This window comes from Pseudoalteromonas sp. EB27, assembly GCF_001974875.1.
Classification (GTDB): domain Bacteria; phylum Pseudomonadota; class Gammaproteobacteria; order Enterobacterales; family Alteromonadaceae; genus Pseudoalteromonas.
The window spans coordinates 66,130-86,531 of sequence record NZ_MTQD01000003.1 but is presented as its reverse complement, the minus strand read 5'-3'; the positions used below and the strand labels follow the sequence as shown (position 1 = coordinate 86,531).

Here is a 20,402-nt window from a genome sequence, read left to right as displayed (position 1 = left end):
TCTCCGCTTACATCGAGCTATATTTTTCACGCAGCTGCTGGCGAACAAACTCAGCTACTGTGTTAAAAATGAATGTGAATATGAATAGTACAAAGGCCGCTAAGAACAGTATTCTATAATGTGAACTGCCTACTTCAGACTCTGGCATTTCAACTGCAATATTTGCCGCAAGCGTTCGCATACCTTGGAAAATACTCCAATCCATAATAGGTGTATTACCCGTGGCCATAAGTACAATCATGGTTTCGCCAACTGCTCGGCCAAGTCCCATCATTACCGCTGAGAAAATACCAGGGCTTGCTGTTAGTAATACAACGCGTATTAGTGTTTGCCACTGCGTTGCACCTAATGCTAATGAGCCGTTTGATAAATGCTTTGGAACACTAAATACAGCATCTTCTGCAATTGAGAATATGGTAGGAATAACCGCAAAACCCATCGCAATACCTACAACAAGTGAGTTACGTTGATCGAATGTCATACCCAGCTCATTTGTTAAGTACTGACGTACATTGCCGTCAAACATCCAAAGCTCAACAAATCCACTCATCGCAAACGAAAACCAACCAATAAGTAAGACGACCGGAATAAGGATAATTGAATGAGAACCTTCAGGAATTCTATGGCGAATTTTTGTTGGCAATTTAGTCCAAGCTAAACCCGTCGCTAACATACCTAGCGGTAATAGTACGAGTAACCCAACAATCGCAGGTAAGTGTTCTTCTATTAACGGTGCTAACCAAAGACCCGCTAAAAAACCCAAAATAACCGTTGGTAATGCTTCCATTATTTCTACGGTAGGCTTAACCACTTTACGTAATTTGCTCGACATAAAGTATGCCGTGTAAATAGCCGCCGAAAGCGCAATTGGTACAGCAAACAACATCGCGTAAAGTGCAGCTTTTAATGTACCAAACGAAATTGGCACTAATGAAAACTTAGACTCAAAGTCATCACTAGCTGATGTTGACTGCCATATATAACCTGGCTCTGGGTAACCTTCGTACCAGACTTCTTGCCAAAGTGCTGACCAAGTAACTTCTGGATGCTCGTTGTGAATATCTAATACGGTTAGTTTGTTATCCGCTAAAATTAACGCAGCATTTGAACGTGGTGCAATTGCAAAGTTCTCTATTGCACCTTCACTTACTTTACCTTGCCAAAGTTTTGCTTCACTTGTTGTGTAATACACACCTAGCTCACCATTATTGCCGGTAGTAAAAAAAGTACGACGGTAAAATTCAGTAAATATATTTAGCTTACTTTGCTTAGTCGTTTCAAATGAGCGAATTTTTTGATATTCGCGGCCTGTGTCAGTGTTTACTTCAAACCACTGTGAAACCTCACCGTTATCATTCGCAAGCATTAATGAGTTTGCACCAGCCAACAACTGTGCAGATACAATATTTGCATTTTCTTCGTTAGCCGAAAGTAATTGAATTTGCTCTACATCACTTGGGTCGCGTGTATCGTATACATACACTTGATTAGCAGAACGCACAAAAGTACGTGTTGTATCTGGCGACATTAATAACTCGTCTACACGTCCTTCAACATCAAGTTCTGTACGCTCAACAACCCACTCAACTTCACCAGTAAACATATTCTCTTCAGCAACAAAACTGCTAAACAGTACACGTTTATCTTCGGTAAGTGCTACAACTGCTGTTTTGTCTTCATAGTGACTAAATGCAAAGCGTTTAATAGCCGCACCTTGCTCATCTACTTCTAAAGCCATTTCCCCAAGAGGAAAACCTAAGCGAGGTGTTAATTTACGTTCGTTGTTTGGAAAGGTAACTAAAAATTTAGGTGCAACAACCATTACGGTGCCATCTTTTAAACCAAACGCATAATGCCCTTGAAAAGGCGCGCTAGTAGCAAAGCTTGTTGCATCACTAGGTAACTCTGCATTAAGCGTTTTGAGTTTTTTACCAAAACTACCTGACTCAACACTGTAAAAATCAACCTGCCCCTGCTCACTTAGTAAATAAGCTACTTCAGTTTGCTCTTCTACGCCTAAACCTACTATTTGCTGTGAATTAGCAACATGAAAGCTATCGCGCTTTTCTACTTTTGCTGATTCAAAAATTGGCTGTACTACATAAAGAAGGTAAAAGAATATTAATAGCAGCGCTACTAATACCATTATCCCACCTGCGGTTATGCCAAATTTGGCAAACCGATCTTTAAATAGACGGCTTCGATCCGTATTAAAAGTCGGCTTATTCGGATTTGAAGTCATCAAAACACCCTTAAATCTTAACGTTGCATAAATTATATTTCATCAAGATGACAGTATTGTTACAACGGTAACAATAAGCACTTTAAAACACTTTTAAATAAGACTCGCGAGGTAAATGCCTAAATTAACTTCAAATCGATGATTTATAAGTGAACTAAATTATAAAATAATTGGACAAAGTATTTATCGAGGTCAATACTCAAAGAGTACTTAGTAAATAATAATGACTATTGATACTGCGTAGAGTCAACACAACTATATCCATTTTTATTAATTTAAAATCAAAGATTTATACAAAGTGCAATAACAGACAATTTATATTAAACAATACACTTAATGCCTATGCATTTACTTTCTTTGGGCTTAAAAAGAGAATTATTTATGAAGCAGTTGGTTATAACTATTTTAGGGCAAGATCGCCCCGGTTTAGTCGAGAGCATCTCATCAGTCGTATTACAGAATCATGGCAACTGGCTAAGCAGTAACTTAAGCCATTTATTAGGTCATTTTGCAGGTATCATTCAACTTGAAGTTGCTGAGGAGCATTTTCAGTCATTACAAAGTGCTTTAAATAAGTTACCTAAGTTAGACGTTCGTATTGAAACCGGAAACACAGAGATTGAACCATCAACACTAGAGCAAATTAACCTAGTTATAACAGGCAACGATCGTCCAGGTATTGTTCAAGAGCTGGCAAGTGTAATACGCCATAAAGGCGCTAATATTACTCATTTAAATTCAAGACAACAAAGCGCACCTAATTGGGGAGTGCCTATTTTTAGCGCTGTTGCTACCGTCACGTTGCCAAATGGCATGAATAAAGATGAAGTTATTGAAGCACTAGAGTCAATCACAAGTGATTTAATTGTAGATACAGAAGAAGTTTAACCTCAATTTATGCGTGTCATACATATGACACGCATGTCATTTTAATGTCATTAATCTACACTATATTTTATTCAGTATCTAATTACGGAATAAAATATGAACGCTTACACAGAACAACCTCAAGTCATTGAATACTTTGCTAAGGAACTTAGCTGGCTGTCGTTTAATGAGCGCGTACTGCAAGAAGCAAAAGACAAAAACAATCCAATTATTGAGAGGATACGTTTTTTAGGTATTTTTTCTAATAACCTTGATGAGTTTTTCAGGGTGCGTGTGGCAGACGTTAAACGCCGTATTTTATTGAATAAACTGCCAAATGCTAACTTTGAAGAAGATGAAGCATTATTAAGCCAAATACAAAAAAAAGTATTACAACTTGGCAAAAAGTTTAATTTAATTCATCAGCAAATCTTAAACGACCTTACAGCGCATAATATTCATGTGGACCGCCCAGAAGAACTCACTGAGTTTCATTTAAACTGGTTGAAAAATTATTTCCATGACAATGTATTGCAGCATATATCTCCTATTTTATTAGACGAAAATAAAGATTACTCCGACTACATAAACGACACAATGACCTACTTATTTGTAGAAATGAGCGATGAAAAAAGTCATTTTGCTATGCTAGAAGTACCTACAGACCGAGTGTCTAGATTCATAATACTACCACCAGAAAAAACTCGACGTCATAAAACTATTGTAATGCTAGATGACGTAATTTTATATTTTTTAAATGATGTATTTAGTAACTTTTTTACTTTTGAAACCATTCAAGGTCATGCGATAAAACTAACTCGCGACGCAGAATATAATTTAGATGATGAGCTAGAAGAGGGCTTACTTGATAAAATGTCAAAAGGCCTAAAACAGCGAATTTACGCAGAACCAGTTCGTCTTGTATACGATGAAGCAATGCCAGAGAGCATGTTAAAGGTAATGAAAAAGCGTTTAAACGTGACCCACCACGATGCATTAATACCTGCAGGCCGCTACCGAAACTTTAGAGACTTTATTACTTTTCCAAATGTAGGCCGTCAGTATCTCGAAAATAAGCCACTGCCAGCACTTCAAAGTACCGCATTTAACAAACATACCAGTGTATTTGATGCCATAATCTGTCACGACATATTACTTTACTACCCATATCATACCTTTAACCATTTATTAGAATTTGTACGCCAAGCTGCATTTGATCCTATGGTTACACAAATAAAAGTTAATATTTATCGTGTTGCAAGTAAGTCTCGGCTTATTTCTTCACTTATCAATGCAGCTAAAAATGGCAAAAAAGTAACGGTAATGGTCGAATTAAAAGCTCGTTTTGATGAGCAAAATAATATTGAATGGGCAAAGGTATTAAGTAGTGCCAGTATAAAAGTAATCTTTGGTATTCCAGCATTAAAAGTACATAGTAAATTGTGTATTATTCACCGAAAAGAAAGAAACAAAATAGTAAAATACGCACATATAGGCACGGGGAATTTTCACGAAAAAACGGCAAAAATTTACACAGATTTTAGCCTTTTCACTAAACATACTGGTATTTCTGAGGAGTGCGATAGTGTATTTAAATTTATAGAAAGCAGCTATAAACCCTTTAATTTTGAATACTTAATGATCTCACCTGTTAATGCACGCGATATGCTTTTAGATTTAATAGATAAAGAAATTCAACATGTAGAAAATGGAAAACTAGGAAAAATCACTCTCAAAATAAATAATTTAGTAGATAAGCAGCTTGTCGATAAGCTTTATTACGCGGGCCGCAGAGGCGTTAAAGTACGTATAATTGTACGCGGAATGTGCTCGTTAATACCTGGGATTACTAAGTTCAGCGACAATATAAGAGTAATAAGTATTGTTGACCGCTTTTTAGAGCACCCTAGAGTGATGGTGTTTGGTAATAACGGCGATGATAAAGTATATATTTCGTCTGCCGATTGGATGACACGCAACCTAGATCATCGTGTAGAAGTGGGCGTACCAATTTTAGATGCTAAATTAAAACAGCTCATTATTGATATTTTAGAGCTACAATTTAAAGATCGTACTAAAGCGCGACTAATCGACAGTGAACAAAAAAATACGTATGTTAGACGCGGAAACAGAAAAAAAATACGTTCGCAAATTGCAATTTATGACCATCTAAAAAAATGGGAACACAATTATAATAATGAATGATCATCCCTCAATAGCAGCCGTCGATTTAGGCTCAAATAGCTTTCACTTAGTGGTCGCTCGTGAAGTTGATGGCACACTACAAATCCTGCATAAAGAAAAGCAGCGCGTATATTTAGCGGATGGCCTAGACGATAAATTTAGGCTAAGCCAGCAAGCAATTGACCGTGCCTTAATTGTACTTAAACAGTTTGCAAAAACACTACAAGATTTCCCCGCCTGCAACGTAAAAGTAGCAGCTACTTATACTTTTCGTAGAGCTAAAAATATTCATGCATTTTTAACACAGGCTAATAAAGCATTTCCTTTTCATATAGATGTAATTGCAGGACAAGAAGAAGCACGACTGATTTATCAAGGAGTTGCCCATTACGTTCATAATGAAGATAACCGCCTTGTTATCGATATAGGCGGCGGTAGTACAGAACTTATAGTTGGTGAGCACTTTAAACATAAGTTACTTACGAGTCGAAATATGGGCTGTGTGAGTTACACAAATCAATTTTTCAGTGACGGTATAATAAATTCAAGACGCTTTAATAAAGCTGAAATAAAAGCTGAACAAGAAATAGAAGCTATTTTTGCCAATTATGTAGCCGAGGGTTGGAAAAACGTTATTGGTACATCTGGTACTATTAAATCCATTTTGGCTATGGTGAGCGCTCAAAATCCACATCAGCCTTGCATAACTTACGACGACTTATTAAGCCTTAAACAACAATTTATAAAAGCAAAAAGAATTGATAATTTAGAAATCGAAGGGCTAACACCAGAACGCCAGCAGAGTATGTGTGGCGGACTTGCCATTTTAATTGCAATTTTTAGAGAGTTTGCAATCACCGAACTAACTTATAGTGATTTTTCGCTACGTGAGGGTTTGCTTCATGAAATGCAGCAAAAATTGGCTGATAAAGATATACGCAGTAATACCATAAATAATGTTAGCGACAGGTACACTGTAGATAAAGCTCACGCAACGCGAGTTTCAGATACCGCTATTTGGCTCTATGAACGTTTAAAGTCGTCTTGGCAGCTTAATAATAAAGACGATGTTGCTTTGCTCATTTGGGCAGCAAAATTACATGAAATTGGTCTATCGATTAACTCATCGGGTATTAATAAACACAGCGCCTATATTGTTGCTAATAGCCAGCTCCCAGGCTTTACGCAGCAAGAGCAATTAATACTCAGCTCACTCATTCGTTTTTATCGTAAAAAAATTAAACTCGATGAACTCTCTGAATTTATAACTATTTCGCAACAACAAGTACTTAAACTCATCACTATTTTACGTTTAGCGATTTTATTTAATCAGAAACGCCAAGTGAGCCAAAAACCAAATATGGAAATTAGCGCAAATAGCACCGGATTATTTATAAAGTTTTGCGATAACTACCTGCAAGAGCATACTCTACTGCAAGCAGATTTAGAGCTAGAGCAACGTTATTTGAAAAAGGTAGGTATAGCACTTAATTGCTCCTAGACCAGCAAAAGCAGGGTGACTAACACCCTGCTTTTATAGCTACATATCCATATGTCGATTAGTACTTTGCATCATTTGCTTTATACCTTGCTTTTCAAGCTCTAGTATTTGTTGAAGCTTTTCTTGCCCACTTTGGGTTTCGGCGCGTTCAAGTAAATATTCATATAGCTCAATCACTTTTTGATGCTGCTCTGATAAATAAGCTTGGATAACTTTCTCATCGAATTGCTGATCTTTACTAATATCATCAAAGGTAATTAACTCAGGATTTTTAGCAAAGTATTCATAGCTGTATGTATCGAGCGTATTTATTTCAGTTATCGCTTTAAACCCGACTAAATCTTCGGCGAGTTTTTTTTCGTAATTTAGGTAGTAGTCCACCAGCATTGCATTATGTTCATCGAGTAAATCCTTTACGCTATAAAAATTAGCCGCCATTTGCGTATGAAACAAAACGGTCCAATCGTATACCTCTTTAATTGTTTTAACTTGCATGTGCATTCCTTACTTGTTGACTGTATAGGTAATACACTGCGTAAAGTGTGCCAATTAAAAAGCCCTTTAAAAACAGCTAGTTAATTTAAATATGAGTAATAACGAGCTATTTAATAGAACAACTTACAAATTATGAGTAACTTTTATAGAGTAATACGCCATCAAATTAGCGTATTACTCTGTGTATTTATTATTTAAGTCCTTGTTTGCGCCACAGCAAGTAAACAGCAGGAATAACGAGTAAGGTAAGTACAATTGCAATACCCATACCGCCAACCATAGGCGCTGCTATCCGGCTCATTACTTCGCTTCCGGTACCCGTACCATAAAGCACAGGTAGCAAGCCAATAATAATTGTCGCAACTGTCATCATTACTGGGCGCACTCTAAGCCCTGCTCCTTCAATAATAGCTTGCTGTAATTGCACTAAACTAAGCGGTTTTCCGGCTTGCTCTGCTTCGAGGCACTTTTCTTGATAGGCTTGGTTTAAATACACCAACATAATGACTCCTATTTCTACCGCTACTCCAGCTAAGGCAATAAAGCCTACACCTACTGCAACTGAAAAGTTAAAGCCCTCTAAATACATTAGCCATACGCCACCAATCATTGCCAGTGGCAACGTAGCCATAATAATAGTGACCTCAGCAAAGCTTCTAAAATTAAGGTAAAGCAATACAATAATAATCGCTAATGTAAGTGGTAATACATAAGTCAATTTGTCTTTAGCGCGCTGCATGTATTCATACTGCCCAGCCCACGTAATTGAGTAGCCAGCAGGTAGTATTAGGTCTTTATTGAGCACTTGCTGAGCGTGCTCAACGTAAGTACCAATATCAACACCGTCTATATCAATAAAGCTCCAACCGTTTAAGCGCGCATTTTCGCTTTTTATACCTGGCGGTCCATCTTCAATAAATACATCAGCTACATCACCAAGTGCTATACGCTGCCCTGTAGGCGTTACAATAGGTAACAACATTAACTCTTCTGGCGAGTCTCTGTATGCTTGCGGATAACGTAAATTAACAGGGTAACGCTCTTGCCCTTCTACCGTTTGTGTTACGTTTGTACCACCTATTGCAGTAGATACAACTTGCTGTACGTCGCTAATGTTTAAGCTATAACGCGCGGCTTTTTCACGATTTATATCTACTTTTATATAACGTCCACCGGCTACTCGCTCTGAGTAAACCGATGCGGTGCCTTGCACATCTTTTAAAAGCACTTCTATTTGTTGACCAATTTTTTGAATTTCGCTCAACTTTGGTCCCGCAACTTTAATGCCCACGGGAGTTTTAATACCCGTTGCGAGCATATCAATACGTGTTTTAATTGGCATTACCCACGCATTCGTCAACCCTGGAAACTTAACTAAGCCGTCGAGTTCTTTTTTCAGCTTTTCAAGGGTCATACCCTCGCGCCATTCGTCTTTTGGTTTTAGCTGAATAAACGTCTCTATCATTGTAAGAGGCGCAGGATCTGTTGCAGTTTCTGCTCGCCCAACTTTACCAAATACCGTTTTAACCTCAGGTACTGTGGCAATTAACTTGTCGGTTTGCTGTAGTATTTCGCGCGCTTTACCTACCGATAAACCTGGATACGTTGTGGGCATATACATTAAGTCGCCCTCATCGAGTGGCGGAATAAATTCACTGCCTATTTTGTTTACCGGGTAAAAGCCAATAACAGAAACAACCACCGCGAGTACCAATGTCATTTTTGGAAATTTAAGCACCCAGTTAAGTAATGGCCGATACGCTGCAACAAGTAATCGGTTAACTGGATTTTTTTGCTCCGAAATAACTTTACCTCTAATAAAGTAACCCATTAATACCGGCACTAAGGTAATCGCAAGCCCAGCAGACGCTGCCATAGCATAGGTTTTAGTGTAAGCCAGTGGCGCAAACATACGCCCTTCTTGCGCTTCTAAAATAAATACCGGCATAAAGCTGACGGTAATAATTAATAAACTAAAAAATAATGCAGGACCTACTTCACTCGCCGATTTAGCCACAACTTCCCAACGGTTTTCCTTGGTAAGGGGCGTTTTTTCCATATGCTTATGCATATTTTCAATCATAACGATAGCGCCGTCGGTCATTGCGCCTATCGCTATTGCAATTCCTCCTAAAGACATAATGTTGGCGTTAATCCCCTGCCAATACATAATTATAAATGCCGTTAAAATCCCAAGCGGTAACGTAATAATCGCCACCAGCGATGAGCGCACATGAAACAAAAACACCACACACACTAAGGCAACTACAATAAGCTCTTCAATTAGCTTACTTGTTAGATTATCTACCGCGTTATTTATTAAGTTAGAGCGATCGTACACAGGGACTATTTCAACGCCCTCTGGTAATCCCTTTTTAAGCGATTCTAGTTTTTCTTTTACGAGCTCAATGGTTTTTTGTGCATTTTCGCCATAGCGCATAATAACAATGCCGCCGGTTACTTCGCCTTCGCCATTTAGCTCTGCAATACCACGGCGCATTTGCGGTCCGACCCGAATATCAGCTACATCACGTAATTGCAGCGCAGTACCGTTGGCGTTTACACCAAGCGGAATAGCTTCCAAGTCGGCAACACTCTTAATGTAGCCGGTGCTTGTTACCATGTATTCAGCTTCAGCCATTTCAACTACCGAGGCGCCCATCTCTTGGTTGCCTTGTTGAATAGCCGTTTGAATAAGGCTTAGCGGAATACCATATGCCCGTAATTTATCGGGCTCTACATTGACTTGGTATTGCTTAACCATGCCACCAACAGCAGCCACTTCAGATACACCGGGCACAGTTTGTAGCTCAAACTTTAAAAACCAATCTTGTAAGCTTCGTAGCTGACTAATATCGTGTTTATTTGTTTTATCAACGAGTGCGTATAAATAAATCCAACCGACCCCTGTCGCATCAGGACCAAGCTCTGGCGTAGCGTTATCGGGTAATCTACTTGCTACTTGGCTTAGGTATTCTTGTACTCGGCTACGCGCCCAATACAAATCGGTTTTTTCGTCAAAAATAACGTAAACGTACGAGTCACCAAAAAACGAAAAACCTCTTACCGTTTGCGCACCCGGCACAGAAAGCATTGCGGTGGTGAGCGGAAATGTGACTTGGTCTTGCACTACTTGCGGAGCTTGCCCCGGATAAGTAGTTTTTATAATTACCTGAACATCAGATAAGTCAGGCAAGGCATCCACGGGAGTATTTTTTACCGCGAACAATCCTCCACCCAGTAAAATTAATGTAAGCAACAACACAAAAAAGCGATTGCTAACAGACCAGCGAATAATGGCAGTTATCATAATGGCTCCTAGTGAGAACTATATTGCATAGGTTGCATAGGTTGCATAGTAGAATGATCAATCGGCTCTGCGTTTTGCGCTTTAGTAATTACAAATTCATCGTTAATAATGCTAAAAGTAAAATTAATATACTGGGCATTTTCAAACTGACTAATATCAAAGTCTGGCGCTAATACAAAGTCCATTGTGGCGGCTTCTCGATTCCATTTTTCAATGGCTTCTCGGCTAATATTAATAATGCGGTTTTGTGTATCTATGGAGTTAATAGTGCCGTTAACCGTGGCGCTTTGTGGCTGCATGTTGATGTTCATATTTGAGTCTGAACCAGAATCCGAACTCATACCTGAGCTAATACCAGAACTAGGCATTTCCATTCGTTTAAAGTCAGAGCTTTTACTCGATTCAGAGTCTATTAAAAATTGCGCTGAAGTCACTACCGTGTCACCTGTCATTACACCTGACAAAATCACCGCTTCATTACTATTAATTTGCCCAACGTCGACTTCTACCGATTTAAAACGACCCTCACCTAATGCAATAACTACACGGTTTTGATGCTGCGTGCGAATTACCGCTTCTTTAGGGACTGTAAATTGCGCCTTACTCGCTTTAGCGTGAATGCTCACTTGTGCAAACATATTTGGTTTTAACCGATGATCTGCATTTTCAAACCTAAGCCTTACACGCAGCGTCCGATTTTTAGCATCAAGCGCGGGGTAAATGTAATCAACCTTACCTTCCCACTTTTGACCTTTTAAGTAATCAAGCGTCATTGTTACAGGTAAACCAACGCTCACTTGTTCTGATTGGCGCTCGAACACTTCCGCCTCTACCCAAATTTCATCAAGCTGAGCAATACTCATCATTGATGTGCCAGGTTTAACGTAAAAGCCTTCTCGTACTGTTAGCTCATCTACCACACCACTTTGCTTTGCGTAAAAAGTAATATTTTGCATTATCTTTTTATTTTTTTGTAAGCGCTCAATAAATCCATCAGACACATTTAACGACTCTAAACGCGCCTTTGCAGCGCGAATTAACACGGTATTATTACGATTAACTGCCAATAAAAGCTCTTCCTGTGCGTTCACCAATTGTGGTGAATACAATGTATATAAAGGCTCACCAGCTTTAACTTCTGCGCCTTGTGCTTTAACGTATAAACTTTCAATCCAGCCTTCTACACGCGGATGAATGTGAATAAGTTGGTCTTGGTTATATTGCACATAACCCACAGTATTTATATCGCTGTGAAGTGTTTTAAGCTGCACTTTGGCAGTTCTTACACCAAAGTTATTAACGACTGCAGGCGAAATAGTTACAGCACCAAGTCCGTCCTGAGCGTTGCTAGCGTTTTCATACACAGGTACTAAATCCATTCCCATTGGAGAAAGCCCTGGCGTATCACGCCTGTAATTACTATCCATAGGGGCTACCCAATATAAGGGTTGTTTGTTAGCATTTTGCTGTTCATTCATTGGCGAGTTGCTAGGTAAAAATTGCATTACTAAGCCGCCTATTAACCCAAAGGCGCCTGCGCCAACTAAGGCGGCAACAAGTAACTTTAAATTAGTATTCATTGTGTAATTCTCCAGTTTGTCCTGCCATTACTTGGGTATCTAAGCTACTTGCATAATAATTAAGGCGGGCGGTAATAATATGTTGATCTACTTGAATATTAAGTGCGTCTATTTTGGCGTTAAGCTCACTAATGCGCGCGCGCATCACGTCAGAAAAATCCCCATCGTCGCGCGTATAAGCATTAAGTGTTGCCTGAGATTGCTCTGACATTTGCGGTAATAACGTATTTTGATAAAGCGCATCGCGTTTTTGCAAACGAGCGAGTTGGCTAAACCCCTTAAAGTACATGCCTTTGAGTTTTTGAAGCGCCACCAGCTTTTGTGTTTTAGTCGCTTCTGCACTAGCAATAGCCGATTTAACCTGTTGATCTTGTCTGTTATCAGTAAACAATGGCAAATCAATACTAAACCCTACCGAGAGTAAATCAGCTCGCGACTCACCCATCGGGGTATCATCTCGGTAACCATAACCCACATTAACGCCCATTTGAGGTTTGTAGCTTTGCTTAGCGAGTGCAACTTCGGTTTGCTTTGCCGTTACGGTTTTTTCTATCGCAATAATTGCGGGATGCGCCATAAGCAACTGTATTAGTTCATCAAATTCAAGGCTCGAAAAATCAACCAGCCCTGTGGTTTTAGTAAACTCGGCATTTAAAGGCTGCACAAGCATATTAATAGGTAACCACTGTGCTAAACGGCCTTTAGCACTTTCAAACTGCTGCTCAAGCATAACTAGCTTATCTTCAAGGCGGGTGAGCTCTAATTGCGCACGAATAATATCTTGCTGACGTGTTTTACCTAAGGTACTTGCGTAGCTTGCTTCGGTAATGTCAATAAGCTGAGTAAATAGCCCTTTATCTTGCTCAATCAAAGCAATACTTCGCTGAGCACGATACGCGTTTAACCACGACTCAATCACAATTGCTTTTACTTGTGCTAAGCGATCGGCGCGCTGCCAAGGATATTGTTGAGCAGACTGTGCTAATGCTTTTTGTTTAAGCGCTAAGCTATTCCCTCGGCTAAACTTTTGGCTCAAATCAACTTTAAGCTGCGTCATCCCTTCTTGATCAAACGCATAACCGTTAGTAGGTAAGTTAAGTAAGCCAACCGTTAAAACAGGATCGGGTAAGGTGCCTGCGGCAATGCTTTGTGCTATTGCTGCATCTTCTTGGTAGCCACTCGCTTTTAGCCATGGCTCATGCGTTAGCGCATAATTAAGCGCTTGCGTTAAGCTAAGCGTTTGCTCATGACTAGTTTGCTTTAGTATTTCGGTATTTAGGTTGTTTGGATTGTTTTGCGCATTAACAGCGGTGCTAAATAACACAACACTACATAATACGACTTTAATACTTACAGCGTGGTTCATCACCTGCTCCATCTAAAAATAAAAGAAAATCTTAAATTAGGAAGCAAAAAAGGTGTTTAGGAGTTTTACAAAAACCTTTTATATCAATTGCATTGAATTAATGATCTATTATTGCGGTAGGGAAATAGCTCTATAACAAGGAAAAAATTACGCAGTATAGTTGCTTTATATAAGTAATTTTTAACGCAGTTAGAGAGGTATTTAGTTCCTAGATGAGCATGTTTTCAATAAAATTGATATTACACCTATCCTGCTATTAAGCAGACATAGGAGGGCGGTAGAGTGAACGAGGTATATTAATTTGTGTAGTAAATACACGTACATTTACTTTTTCAGATTCAAGTAAAGTAACGCTAAATAAAGTATCAACATTAAGCATTGAGTTAGCAGCGCAGCCACTGATAGGGCATTTACAATCATTTTGCGGCGTACTTTCGTCGTCGCAACAATCCATCTGCATCATATTTTCAGACATACTAGCAGCCGCAGTTGCATCACTACTTTGTGTCATTGGCATTTGGGCATGCATTACTGTTTTAGTTGGCATATGTGGCATTTCGCATACCATAGCTACAGACGCAACTGCCTGACCCACAAAAGTGAGCAGCAAAGTTATCATGAGTAAACTAGCGTAAAAACGTTGCAACATTATGCCTTTTAATAAACTTTAAAATGATTGTAAGGTAACCTAACGGCAACCACAAATACTTTAATTATGTAGACTGCGGTTTAGCAGGTGTTTTAATTAAGTTACTCGCAATAATTGCAAATATACAATATGCGCTAAAATACCAAAAACCCTCACCAAATTGTGCATTCATAACAAGTAGCTCACCACTTTTACCATGGGCGTTACCTGCTAGGTAAGTCACTATTAATGCAATAACAAATACATCAACCATGCTCCACTTACTTAATGCACAAATAACCAGACCGAGCTTTTGCTTAAACCCATTCAAAGGTAGGCAGCAATAAAGCAATTGTAATAGCAGCTTCAAGCTTGGAATAACAATAGAAAACAACCCCACTAAAGCGGCTACAAATAAATTATTATTGCTAGCAAGCTCTTTAACTGTGCCTAAAATACTTTGTGTTTTGTTATAGGCGCTAATCTCACCTTCTAACTTATCGAGCCCTAGCATGTTCGAGAACATCATTAGCATGCTGCGAGTGCGACCATCGCCCTCTTCAGCCAGCATTTCAATACCCGCTTGCGCTAGTTTTGATTTATCTATGCTGCCCTCTATTGTTAATACTGGTTTTGTAATACCAGGAAACAATAAACAAAGAGCAACCACTACACTTATAACCGACAACCAATTACGCATATTTATTCTGCTATTGCCTCAATAATGTCATCACTGTATAAAACAGCATCCAGTAAAAAATTAAACATATGCCCAACATGTAGCTCAGGATTTATTTTAGCCAACTGAATCATCGCTTTATCAAGGTTATCAACTTCAAACTCTTTTACTAATGATAAACATTCACCTAAAATACCTTTTTCAAGTAACAAAGCATCTGATATAGCTGCATCCAAGGTAAATTCATTAACTATATCTTTTAAATCAGCATCTAAAATAGCATCAAGCACAGAAAATAGACCGACTAAGTAACCTTGTTCTGTCAAATCGCTGTTGTTTTGCTCCAAAATAAGCGACATAAATTGCGCTCGCGTTAAAGCAAGCTTAGTTAATTCTGTTGGCTTTTCGACCCCCAACTCACTAATTGCTAAAACACGTACAAATTGCCTAATTGTGTCTTCACCTAAATAAATAACAGCCTGCGAAATAGAAGTAATGACTAAATTTGCTTTACCTGAACGCGCATTAGCTAACTTTAAAACTCGCGCTGTTATGGCGACATCTCTGGCCACACGTTGATGAACTTCTTTAAAGCAAAGTGTTTGTTTTGCTGTAAAACGCAATAGATCAAATACAGTTAACTTTGAAGGCTCTACACCTTTATATGTAATCATTTCTGGGCGAGAGAAAAAGAACCCCTGAAATAAATCGCAGCCTGCCAATTTTAATATATTAAATTGTTCATGCGTTTCTATTCGTTCAACAATTATTTTTGCATGTGGATTTGCACGTTTTATTTTTTTAATGCGTATATTGGTTTTAATAACCGGATCATCTATCTCAATTTTTATGTAATCAACATGCGCTAACAGAGGCTCCCATTTTGGATCGCCATCGTAATCATCAAGTGCAAAAACATAGCCTTCTTTTTTAAGTTCTTGCACACGCTCAGCAACCGCAGGAATATTACCTGTTCGCTCCACTATTTCAATAACACTATTTTCTGGCAATAAAAGTTTGGGAAAGTTATCGAGAATAGTTTCTGATGACAAGTTTATAAAAGCCAAATGATGCGCGGTAAGCCTATCTAAACCTACCAACATTAATGCATTAAAAAACAGCCGGCTTGTTGCATGCACATCAGAAGTGCCCACAGGAAACGCATTATTAGCAGAGTCTCGATAGAGCAGTTCGTAAGAGAATACATTCTGGTCTATATCAAAAATAGGTTGCCGCGCGACAAACTGAGTTATTTTTTGTACCTCATCAGGTATGTTATTTAATTTCACTTGGCTCTAAACCTATAAATAAAAGATGGCAAAACAGCCAATAATATGTGTACTTTAATGCAACTCGCATAAGATAAACATAGTCGTCATTGCAAAAATGTTAAAATTACACAACACTAATATAAAAATATTAATATAAAAGGTGGAGATTTGGCTAACTTTATTCGGTTATTACTACTGAGTCCTCTGCTATTTGTATTTTCTAGCTATGCCAGCATTAATCCTACTCCCCTCAAATATAATGTTAGCGCGTCAGGTAGTCATTATCCATATTATACAAATGATCCAGAAAAGCCTGGTGTATTACCCGAAATTATTGAAAAAATTCTCGATGATGCAAATATTGCAGCTTCTCATATCGACCTACCCACAAAGCGTATTACCAAATATTTACAAGATGAAATAATCGATTTTGATGTTATTTCATTAGAATGGCTGCCAAAGAGTAAGAGAAATGATCCTCGTTATGTTTTTTCAGAGCCGCTTATTTATGCTTCAGAAATGATTGTTACTCTTCCTCAAAATGCCCAGAACTGGCAAAGCACTGATAGCTTAAAGGGTAAAAATATAGGAACGGTACTAGGTTACTATTACTTTAATGACAACACCTTTGAGCGTGTTGACTTTCCATCCGAAAAAGAACTTATGACCGCTCTATCAAGAAACCGCGTAGAAGCTGCACTAGCAGGCAAGTTAACTGCGCTATATTGGGCAAAAAAGTTAGGGATAAACATTACATTTGGCGCACAGCATTCCCATGGTTTTTTAAGAATTCGTTTATTGAGCAAACATAAAAAGTTATTGCCACAAATAAACCTAGCAATTAAAAACCTTCATACTCAAGGTTATATAAAAAGTATTGAAGATAAGTATATGAGCAATATACCCACACAAAATTAAGGGACTAATGGCGCAGAGCTCGTGTTTTGGAGTATAATAGCAGCAAATGTTAACTCGACCAGAACCAGAAAGAGCCCCATGAGTATTGAAAAAGCCTTAATCGAACGTAGTAGTAATCAATGTGAATTGTGTGCAGCCACCGAGAACTTATCTGTTTATGAAGTACCACCGGTAACTGAAACCCACTCAGATAAATGCATTTATACGTGTCAAACATGTAAAGATCAAATCGAGAATAACAGCGAAATAACGCCTACACATTGGCACTGTTTAAACGATAGCATGTGGAGCCAAACTCCTGCAGTACAAGTTGTAGCTTACAGAATGCTTTCGCGTTTAGCGCCTGATAATGGCTGGGCACAAGATGCGCTAGACATGATTTACCTTGAAGAAGACACGCTAACGTGGGCTAAAAAAGCACTTGCCGAAGATGATGATTTAAGGCATGTAGATAGCAACGGTGTAGTACTTCAAGCAGGCGATACTGTTACCCTAATTAAAGACTTAGATGTTAAAGGCAGTAGCCTTACCGCTAAACGTGGAACAGCTGTTCGTAATATTGGTCTAACCAGCAACCCTGAACATATTGAAGGGCGTGTTGACGGCCAGCGCATTGTTATTTTAACTAAGTTTGTTAAAAAATAATCGTTTGTTTTTAATTATTAAAGGCGCTAATGCGCCTTTTTTTATGTTTAAAATAAGTTAAGGAATGATTAAGTAACTAGGTAATACACTAAGGACATAATATTGAGTAAGGATAACCAACATGGAAAAGCATCAAGCAGTATCTTCGCGTAAAAAGGCAGTTGCAGGGATTGGCTTATTGGCGCTTAGCGCTTTTGCAGTAACTGGCTGCGGTGAGCAAACTAAGCCAACTGAAAATACAGAGCAAGCAAAAGCAATATCTACCCTAACTATTCAAGTTAGCTACAAAGATCGCAGTATGCTTCGCCCTGGCTCGCAATTAATAGTTACGCTTTCCAATGTATCTAAAATGGATGTAAAAGCCGATATAATCACACAAGAAGTGATTGATGTTACCCAAGCCCCGCCATTTACCGTTGAGCTAATTTATGATGCCAGCAAAATTAGCGGTAAACATCGCTATAGCCTAAGCGCCAGAATTATAAATAAAGACAAAGTGCTTTACACAAGTACAACAAATCACGACCCGTTTACAGAATCACAGTTAACTACCCCCTATAAAATTGAGCTTTCAAAAGTGTCGACTCATAAACCCGATGTAACACTCACAAATACTTACTGGAAAGCAATAACAATAAATGCTCAAACTGTGAATGTTACAACTAAAGAACCGTTCATTCAGTTCAATAAAGACCACCGCGTTAATGGCTTTTTAGGCTGTAATAATTTTAGCGGAAGCTATAGTACCGAGCAGCAAACAATTACACTTAGTCAGCTAGCAAGTACAAAAAAGATGTGCTCGGATAATATGAGCCAAGAAGCGGCTATGTCTGACGTACTTAGCAAAACTTCAAAGTGGGAAATAACAGGTGAATCACTAAAACTTAAAAACAGTCGCGGTAATACGCTTGCTACTTTTAGTGCGGTTTATTTTAATTAATATTTAGCTCCCTCATATATATTACCTAACATATTCGTATTGATTTTAAATAAAATGCCCAGCAAAGCTGGGCATTTTATTATTCGTTATAAGCGCTATTTAAAGTTACTCATCAACGAGTTGCTCACTTCTGTAAAAACCACTTGGCTCACTTAACAAACTAACAAGTTCAGGCATTATTGCATCCATTGTTTGCTTTAGCTTCCACGGAGGATTAATTACAATCATGCCCGATGCTGTCATACCATGTACGTCAGTATCCGCTTCAGTGCCTAATTCAAATAACTGAATGTTGCGCATTCCTGAGTCAATTAAGCCCTGTTCCATATTATCAATGCGTTCTCTGTCTACAACCGGATACCAAATCATGTAAGTACCTGTAGCAAAACGCTGATGAGCTTTAACTAAGGTTTTTATAACCGTTTCGTAGTCATCTTTAATTTCGTATGGAGGGTCAATTAACACACACGCTCTGCGAGATGCTGGTGGTAATAAACCAACTAAACCTGCAAAACCATCCTCTCCACGTACACGAATAGATCGCTTACCTTGCATGTTTTCTTCAAGTAATAATAAATCGCGCGGGTGCAGTTCAAAAAACCAACCCTTATCTTGGCGGCGCAAAAAATGTTCTGCAATTTTTGGTGAACCCGGATAAAACGCAAGTTCGTCAGTGTCGTTAAATGACTTAATTAATTCAATGTATTTATTAAGCTCAGCATGCTCACTTTTATGTTGCCAAAGTTTTTCAATACCATCTTGATACTCTTGCGTTTTTTGCGCATCGGCAGCTGCAAGTTCAAAGAAGCCAGCACCTGAATGTGTGTCTATATAATCAAGCGGTTTATCTTTAATTGTTTGATAATTTAGCACTTGTGCCAGTACTAAATGTTTAAGCACATCGGCAGGATTACCCGCATGAAATGAGTGTCTGTAACTAAGCATTATTTATTTTCGCCATACGCAATTTAATATCGTAAGTGAACCATAAGCACTAGGCTTTGGCAACTTACACCAAGATAAGAGAGTGTTTAAGTGAACCATTTCTGAATGAAAAAGCTCATATGCTGAATTATCCCTTAATGAAGAAGAAAAATCAGCTAAAACCACCGTAAATGCTGGCAAATCAACACACTTTGCTTTACATTTGCATGACATTAATTACAGTTATATGAGCGCCTTTATGAATAACACTACTCTTCAACAACTCGAACAACTGATCGATTCTTTAATCGAACGTAATAACCAATTACAAACAGATGTTGTTACTTTAAAAGAACAGAACACTAAACTAAGCGATGACAACGAATTGCTACAACTTGAAGCTTTAGAAAATGAAGAAAAGCAAAAAGATGCCAGCACTACTTTATCTGGTCTTCTTGATAAGTTACAAAGCGCACAACAGGCTAGCTAATGTCTGAGCTGCAAAACCAGCGGGTCACTGTTGAGTTGCTAGGTAAAGAGCAGCAATTTGCTTGCCCTGAAGGGCAGGAAGATGCATTAATAGCAGCAGCTAAAAATCTAAATGACTTAGTTGAGCAAATGAAGCAACGCTCAACCGTTAGAAACGATCAAAAAGCCCTACTAATGGCAGCATTAAACTTAAGCCACGAATTGCTAGAAGCAAAAACACAGGCTACAGTTGAACAACAGCATCAAGACCAATTGATTGATAAACTCAGTCAGCATTTGGCAAATGACCCCAAACACCAAAAATAAAAAGCGCATACTGCGCTTTTTGTTTATTATTAAAGTAATTAAACATCAGCGTAGAGA

17 protein-coding genes are annotated in these 20,402 nt (G+C 38.5%); 8 read left to right on the top strand and 9 right to left on the bottom strand.

Annotated features, from left to right (window positions below; translation table 11 throughout):
- Positions 1–7: 7 nt before the first annotated feature.
- The gene (locus BW142_RS04640; protein ID WP_076924050.1) at positions 8–2,242 is read right to left on the bottom strand and encodes an ABC transporter permease subunit; all 2,235 of its coding nucleotides are present in this window, start codon (positions 2,240–2,242) and stop codon (positions 8–10) included.
- 381 nt (positions 2,243–2,623) lie between these two features.
- On the opposite strand from BW142_RS04640, the gene BW142_RS04635 reads away from it, so the two are divergent.
- From BW142_RS04635 to BW142_RS04625, 3 genes are all read left to right on the top strand, one after another.
- Positions 2,624–3,130 (top strand): ACT domain-containing protein, encoded by a 507-nt coding sequence (locus BW142_RS04635; protein WP_002957843.1) that lies wholly within the window; start codon positions 2,624–2,626, stop codon positions 3,128–3,130.
- A 96-nt stretch (positions 3,131–3,226) separates the two neighbouring features.
- Positions 3,227–5,314, top strand: coding sequence for a polyphosphate kinase 1 (ppk1, locus tag BW142_RS04630; RefSeq protein ID WP_076924049.1), 2,088 nt, complete (start codon positions 3,227–3,229; stop codon positions 5,312–5,314).
- Positions 5,307–6,794 carry a hypothetical protein gene (locus tag BW142_RS04625; RefSeq protein ID WP_076924048.1) on the top strand — a complete coding sequence of 496 codons (1,488 nt, stop codon included), beginning with the start codon at positions 5,307–5,309 and terminating at the stop codon, positions 6,792–6,794. The genes ppk1 and BW142_RS04625 overlap by 8 nt, the downstream gene beginning before the upstream one ends.
- A 39-nt stretch (positions 6,795–6,833) precedes the next feature.
- Here BW142_RS04625 and BW142_RS04620 read toward each other — a convergent pair whose 3' ends face one another.
- The 7 genes from BW142_RS04620 to BW142_RS04590 form a co-directional block, all read right to left on the bottom strand.
- Positions 6,834–7,289: a hypothetical protein gene (locus tag BW142_RS04620; RefSeq protein ID WP_024600196.1), complete on the bottom strand. Its 456-nt coding sequence runs from the start codon at positions 7,287–7,289 to the stop codon at positions 6,834–6,836.
- A gap of 190 nt (positions 7,290–7,479) precedes the next feature.
- Positions 7,480–10,599 carry an efflux RND transporter permease subunit gene (locus tag BW142_RS04615; protein ID WP_076924047.1) on the bottom strand — a complete coding sequence of 1,040 codons (3,120 nt, stop codon included), beginning with the start codon at positions 10,597–10,599 and terminating at the stop codon, positions 7,480–7,482.
- An 8-nt stretch (positions 10,600–10,607) separates the two neighbouring features.
- Entirely contained in the window at positions 10,608–12,179 is a 1,572-nt protein-coding gene (locus BW142_RS04610; protein ID WP_076924046.1) for an efflux RND transporter periplasmic adaptor subunit, read from the bottom strand.
- Entirely contained in the window at positions 12,169–13,545 is a 1,377-nt protein-coding gene (locus BW142_RS04605; RefSeq protein ID WP_076924045.1) for a TolC family protein, read from the bottom strand. Before BW142_RS04605 ends, BW142_RS04610 begins: the two co-directional genes overlap by 11 nt.
- 256 nt (positions 13,546–13,801) lie before the next feature.
- A complete protein-coding gene (locus BW142_RS04600; RefSeq protein WP_253188795.1) occupies positions 13,802–14,164 on the bottom strand; it encodes a hypothetical protein in 363 nt (120 codons plus the stop codon).
- Between the two features lie 94 nt (positions 14,165–14,258).
- Positions 14,259–14,873 (bottom strand): paraquat-inducible protein A, encoded by a 615-nt coding sequence (locus BW142_RS04595; RefSeq protein WP_076924044.1) that lies wholly within the window; start codon positions 14,871–14,873, stop codon positions 14,259–14,261.
- 2 nt (positions 14,874–14,875) lie between these two features.
- Entirely contained in the window at positions 14,876–16,141 is a 1,266-nt protein-coding gene (locus tag BW142_RS04590; RefSeq protein WP_076924043.1) for an EAL domain-containing protein, read from the bottom strand.
- 150 nt (positions 16,142–16,291) lie between these two features.
- On the opposite strand from BW142_RS04590, the gene BW142_RS04585 reads away from it, so the two are divergent.
- The 3 genes from BW142_RS04585 (at position 16,292) to BW142_RS04575 (ending at position 18,626) form a co-directional block, all read left to right on the top strand.
- Entirely contained in the window at positions 16,292–17,041 is a 750-nt protein-coding gene (locus BW142_RS04585) for a transporter substrate-binding domain-containing protein (protein WP_076924042.1), read from the top strand.
- 78 nt (positions 17,042–17,119) lie between these two features.
- Positions 17,120–17,686 (top strand): alkylphosphonate utilization protein, encoded by a 567-nt coding sequence (locus BW142_RS04580; RefSeq protein WP_076924041.1) that lies wholly within the window; start codon positions 17,120–17,122, stop codon positions 17,684–17,686.
- Positions 17,687–17,807: 121 nt separating this feature from the next.
- A complete protein-coding gene (locus tag BW142_RS04575; RefSeq protein WP_076924040.1) occupies positions 17,808–18,626 on the top strand; it encodes an META domain-containing protein in 819 nt (272 codons plus the stop codon).
- Positions 18,627–18,731: 105 nt separating this feature from the next.
- Here the strand turns inward: BW142_RS04575 and rlmJ are convergent, their stop codons facing one another.
- Positions 18,732–19,571 (bottom strand): 23S rRNA (adenine(2030)-N(6))-methyltransferase RlmJ, encoded by an 840-nt coding sequence (gene rlmJ / locus BW142_RS04570; RefSeq protein ID WP_076924039.1) that lies wholly within the window; start codon positions 19,569–19,571, stop codon positions 18,732–18,734.
- A 238-nt stretch (positions 19,572–19,809) separates the two neighbouring features.
- Between rlmJ and BW142_RS04565 the strand changes: the two genes are divergently transcribed.
- Both BW142_RS04565 and BW142_RS04560 read left to right on the top strand, forming a co-directional pair.
- Positions 19,810–20,040, top strand: coding sequence for a hypothetical protein (locus BW142_RS04565; protein WP_007586448.1), 231 nt, complete (start codon positions 19,810–19,812; stop codon positions 20,038–20,040).
- Positions 20,040–20,345, top strand: coding sequence for a cell division protein ZapA (locus tag BW142_RS04560; RefSeq protein WP_002957856.1), 306 nt, complete (start codon positions 20,040–20,042; stop codon positions 20,343–20,345). Before BW142_RS04565 ends, BW142_RS04560 begins: the two co-directional genes overlap by 1 nt.
- Positions 20,346–20,402: the final 57 nt, after the last annotated feature.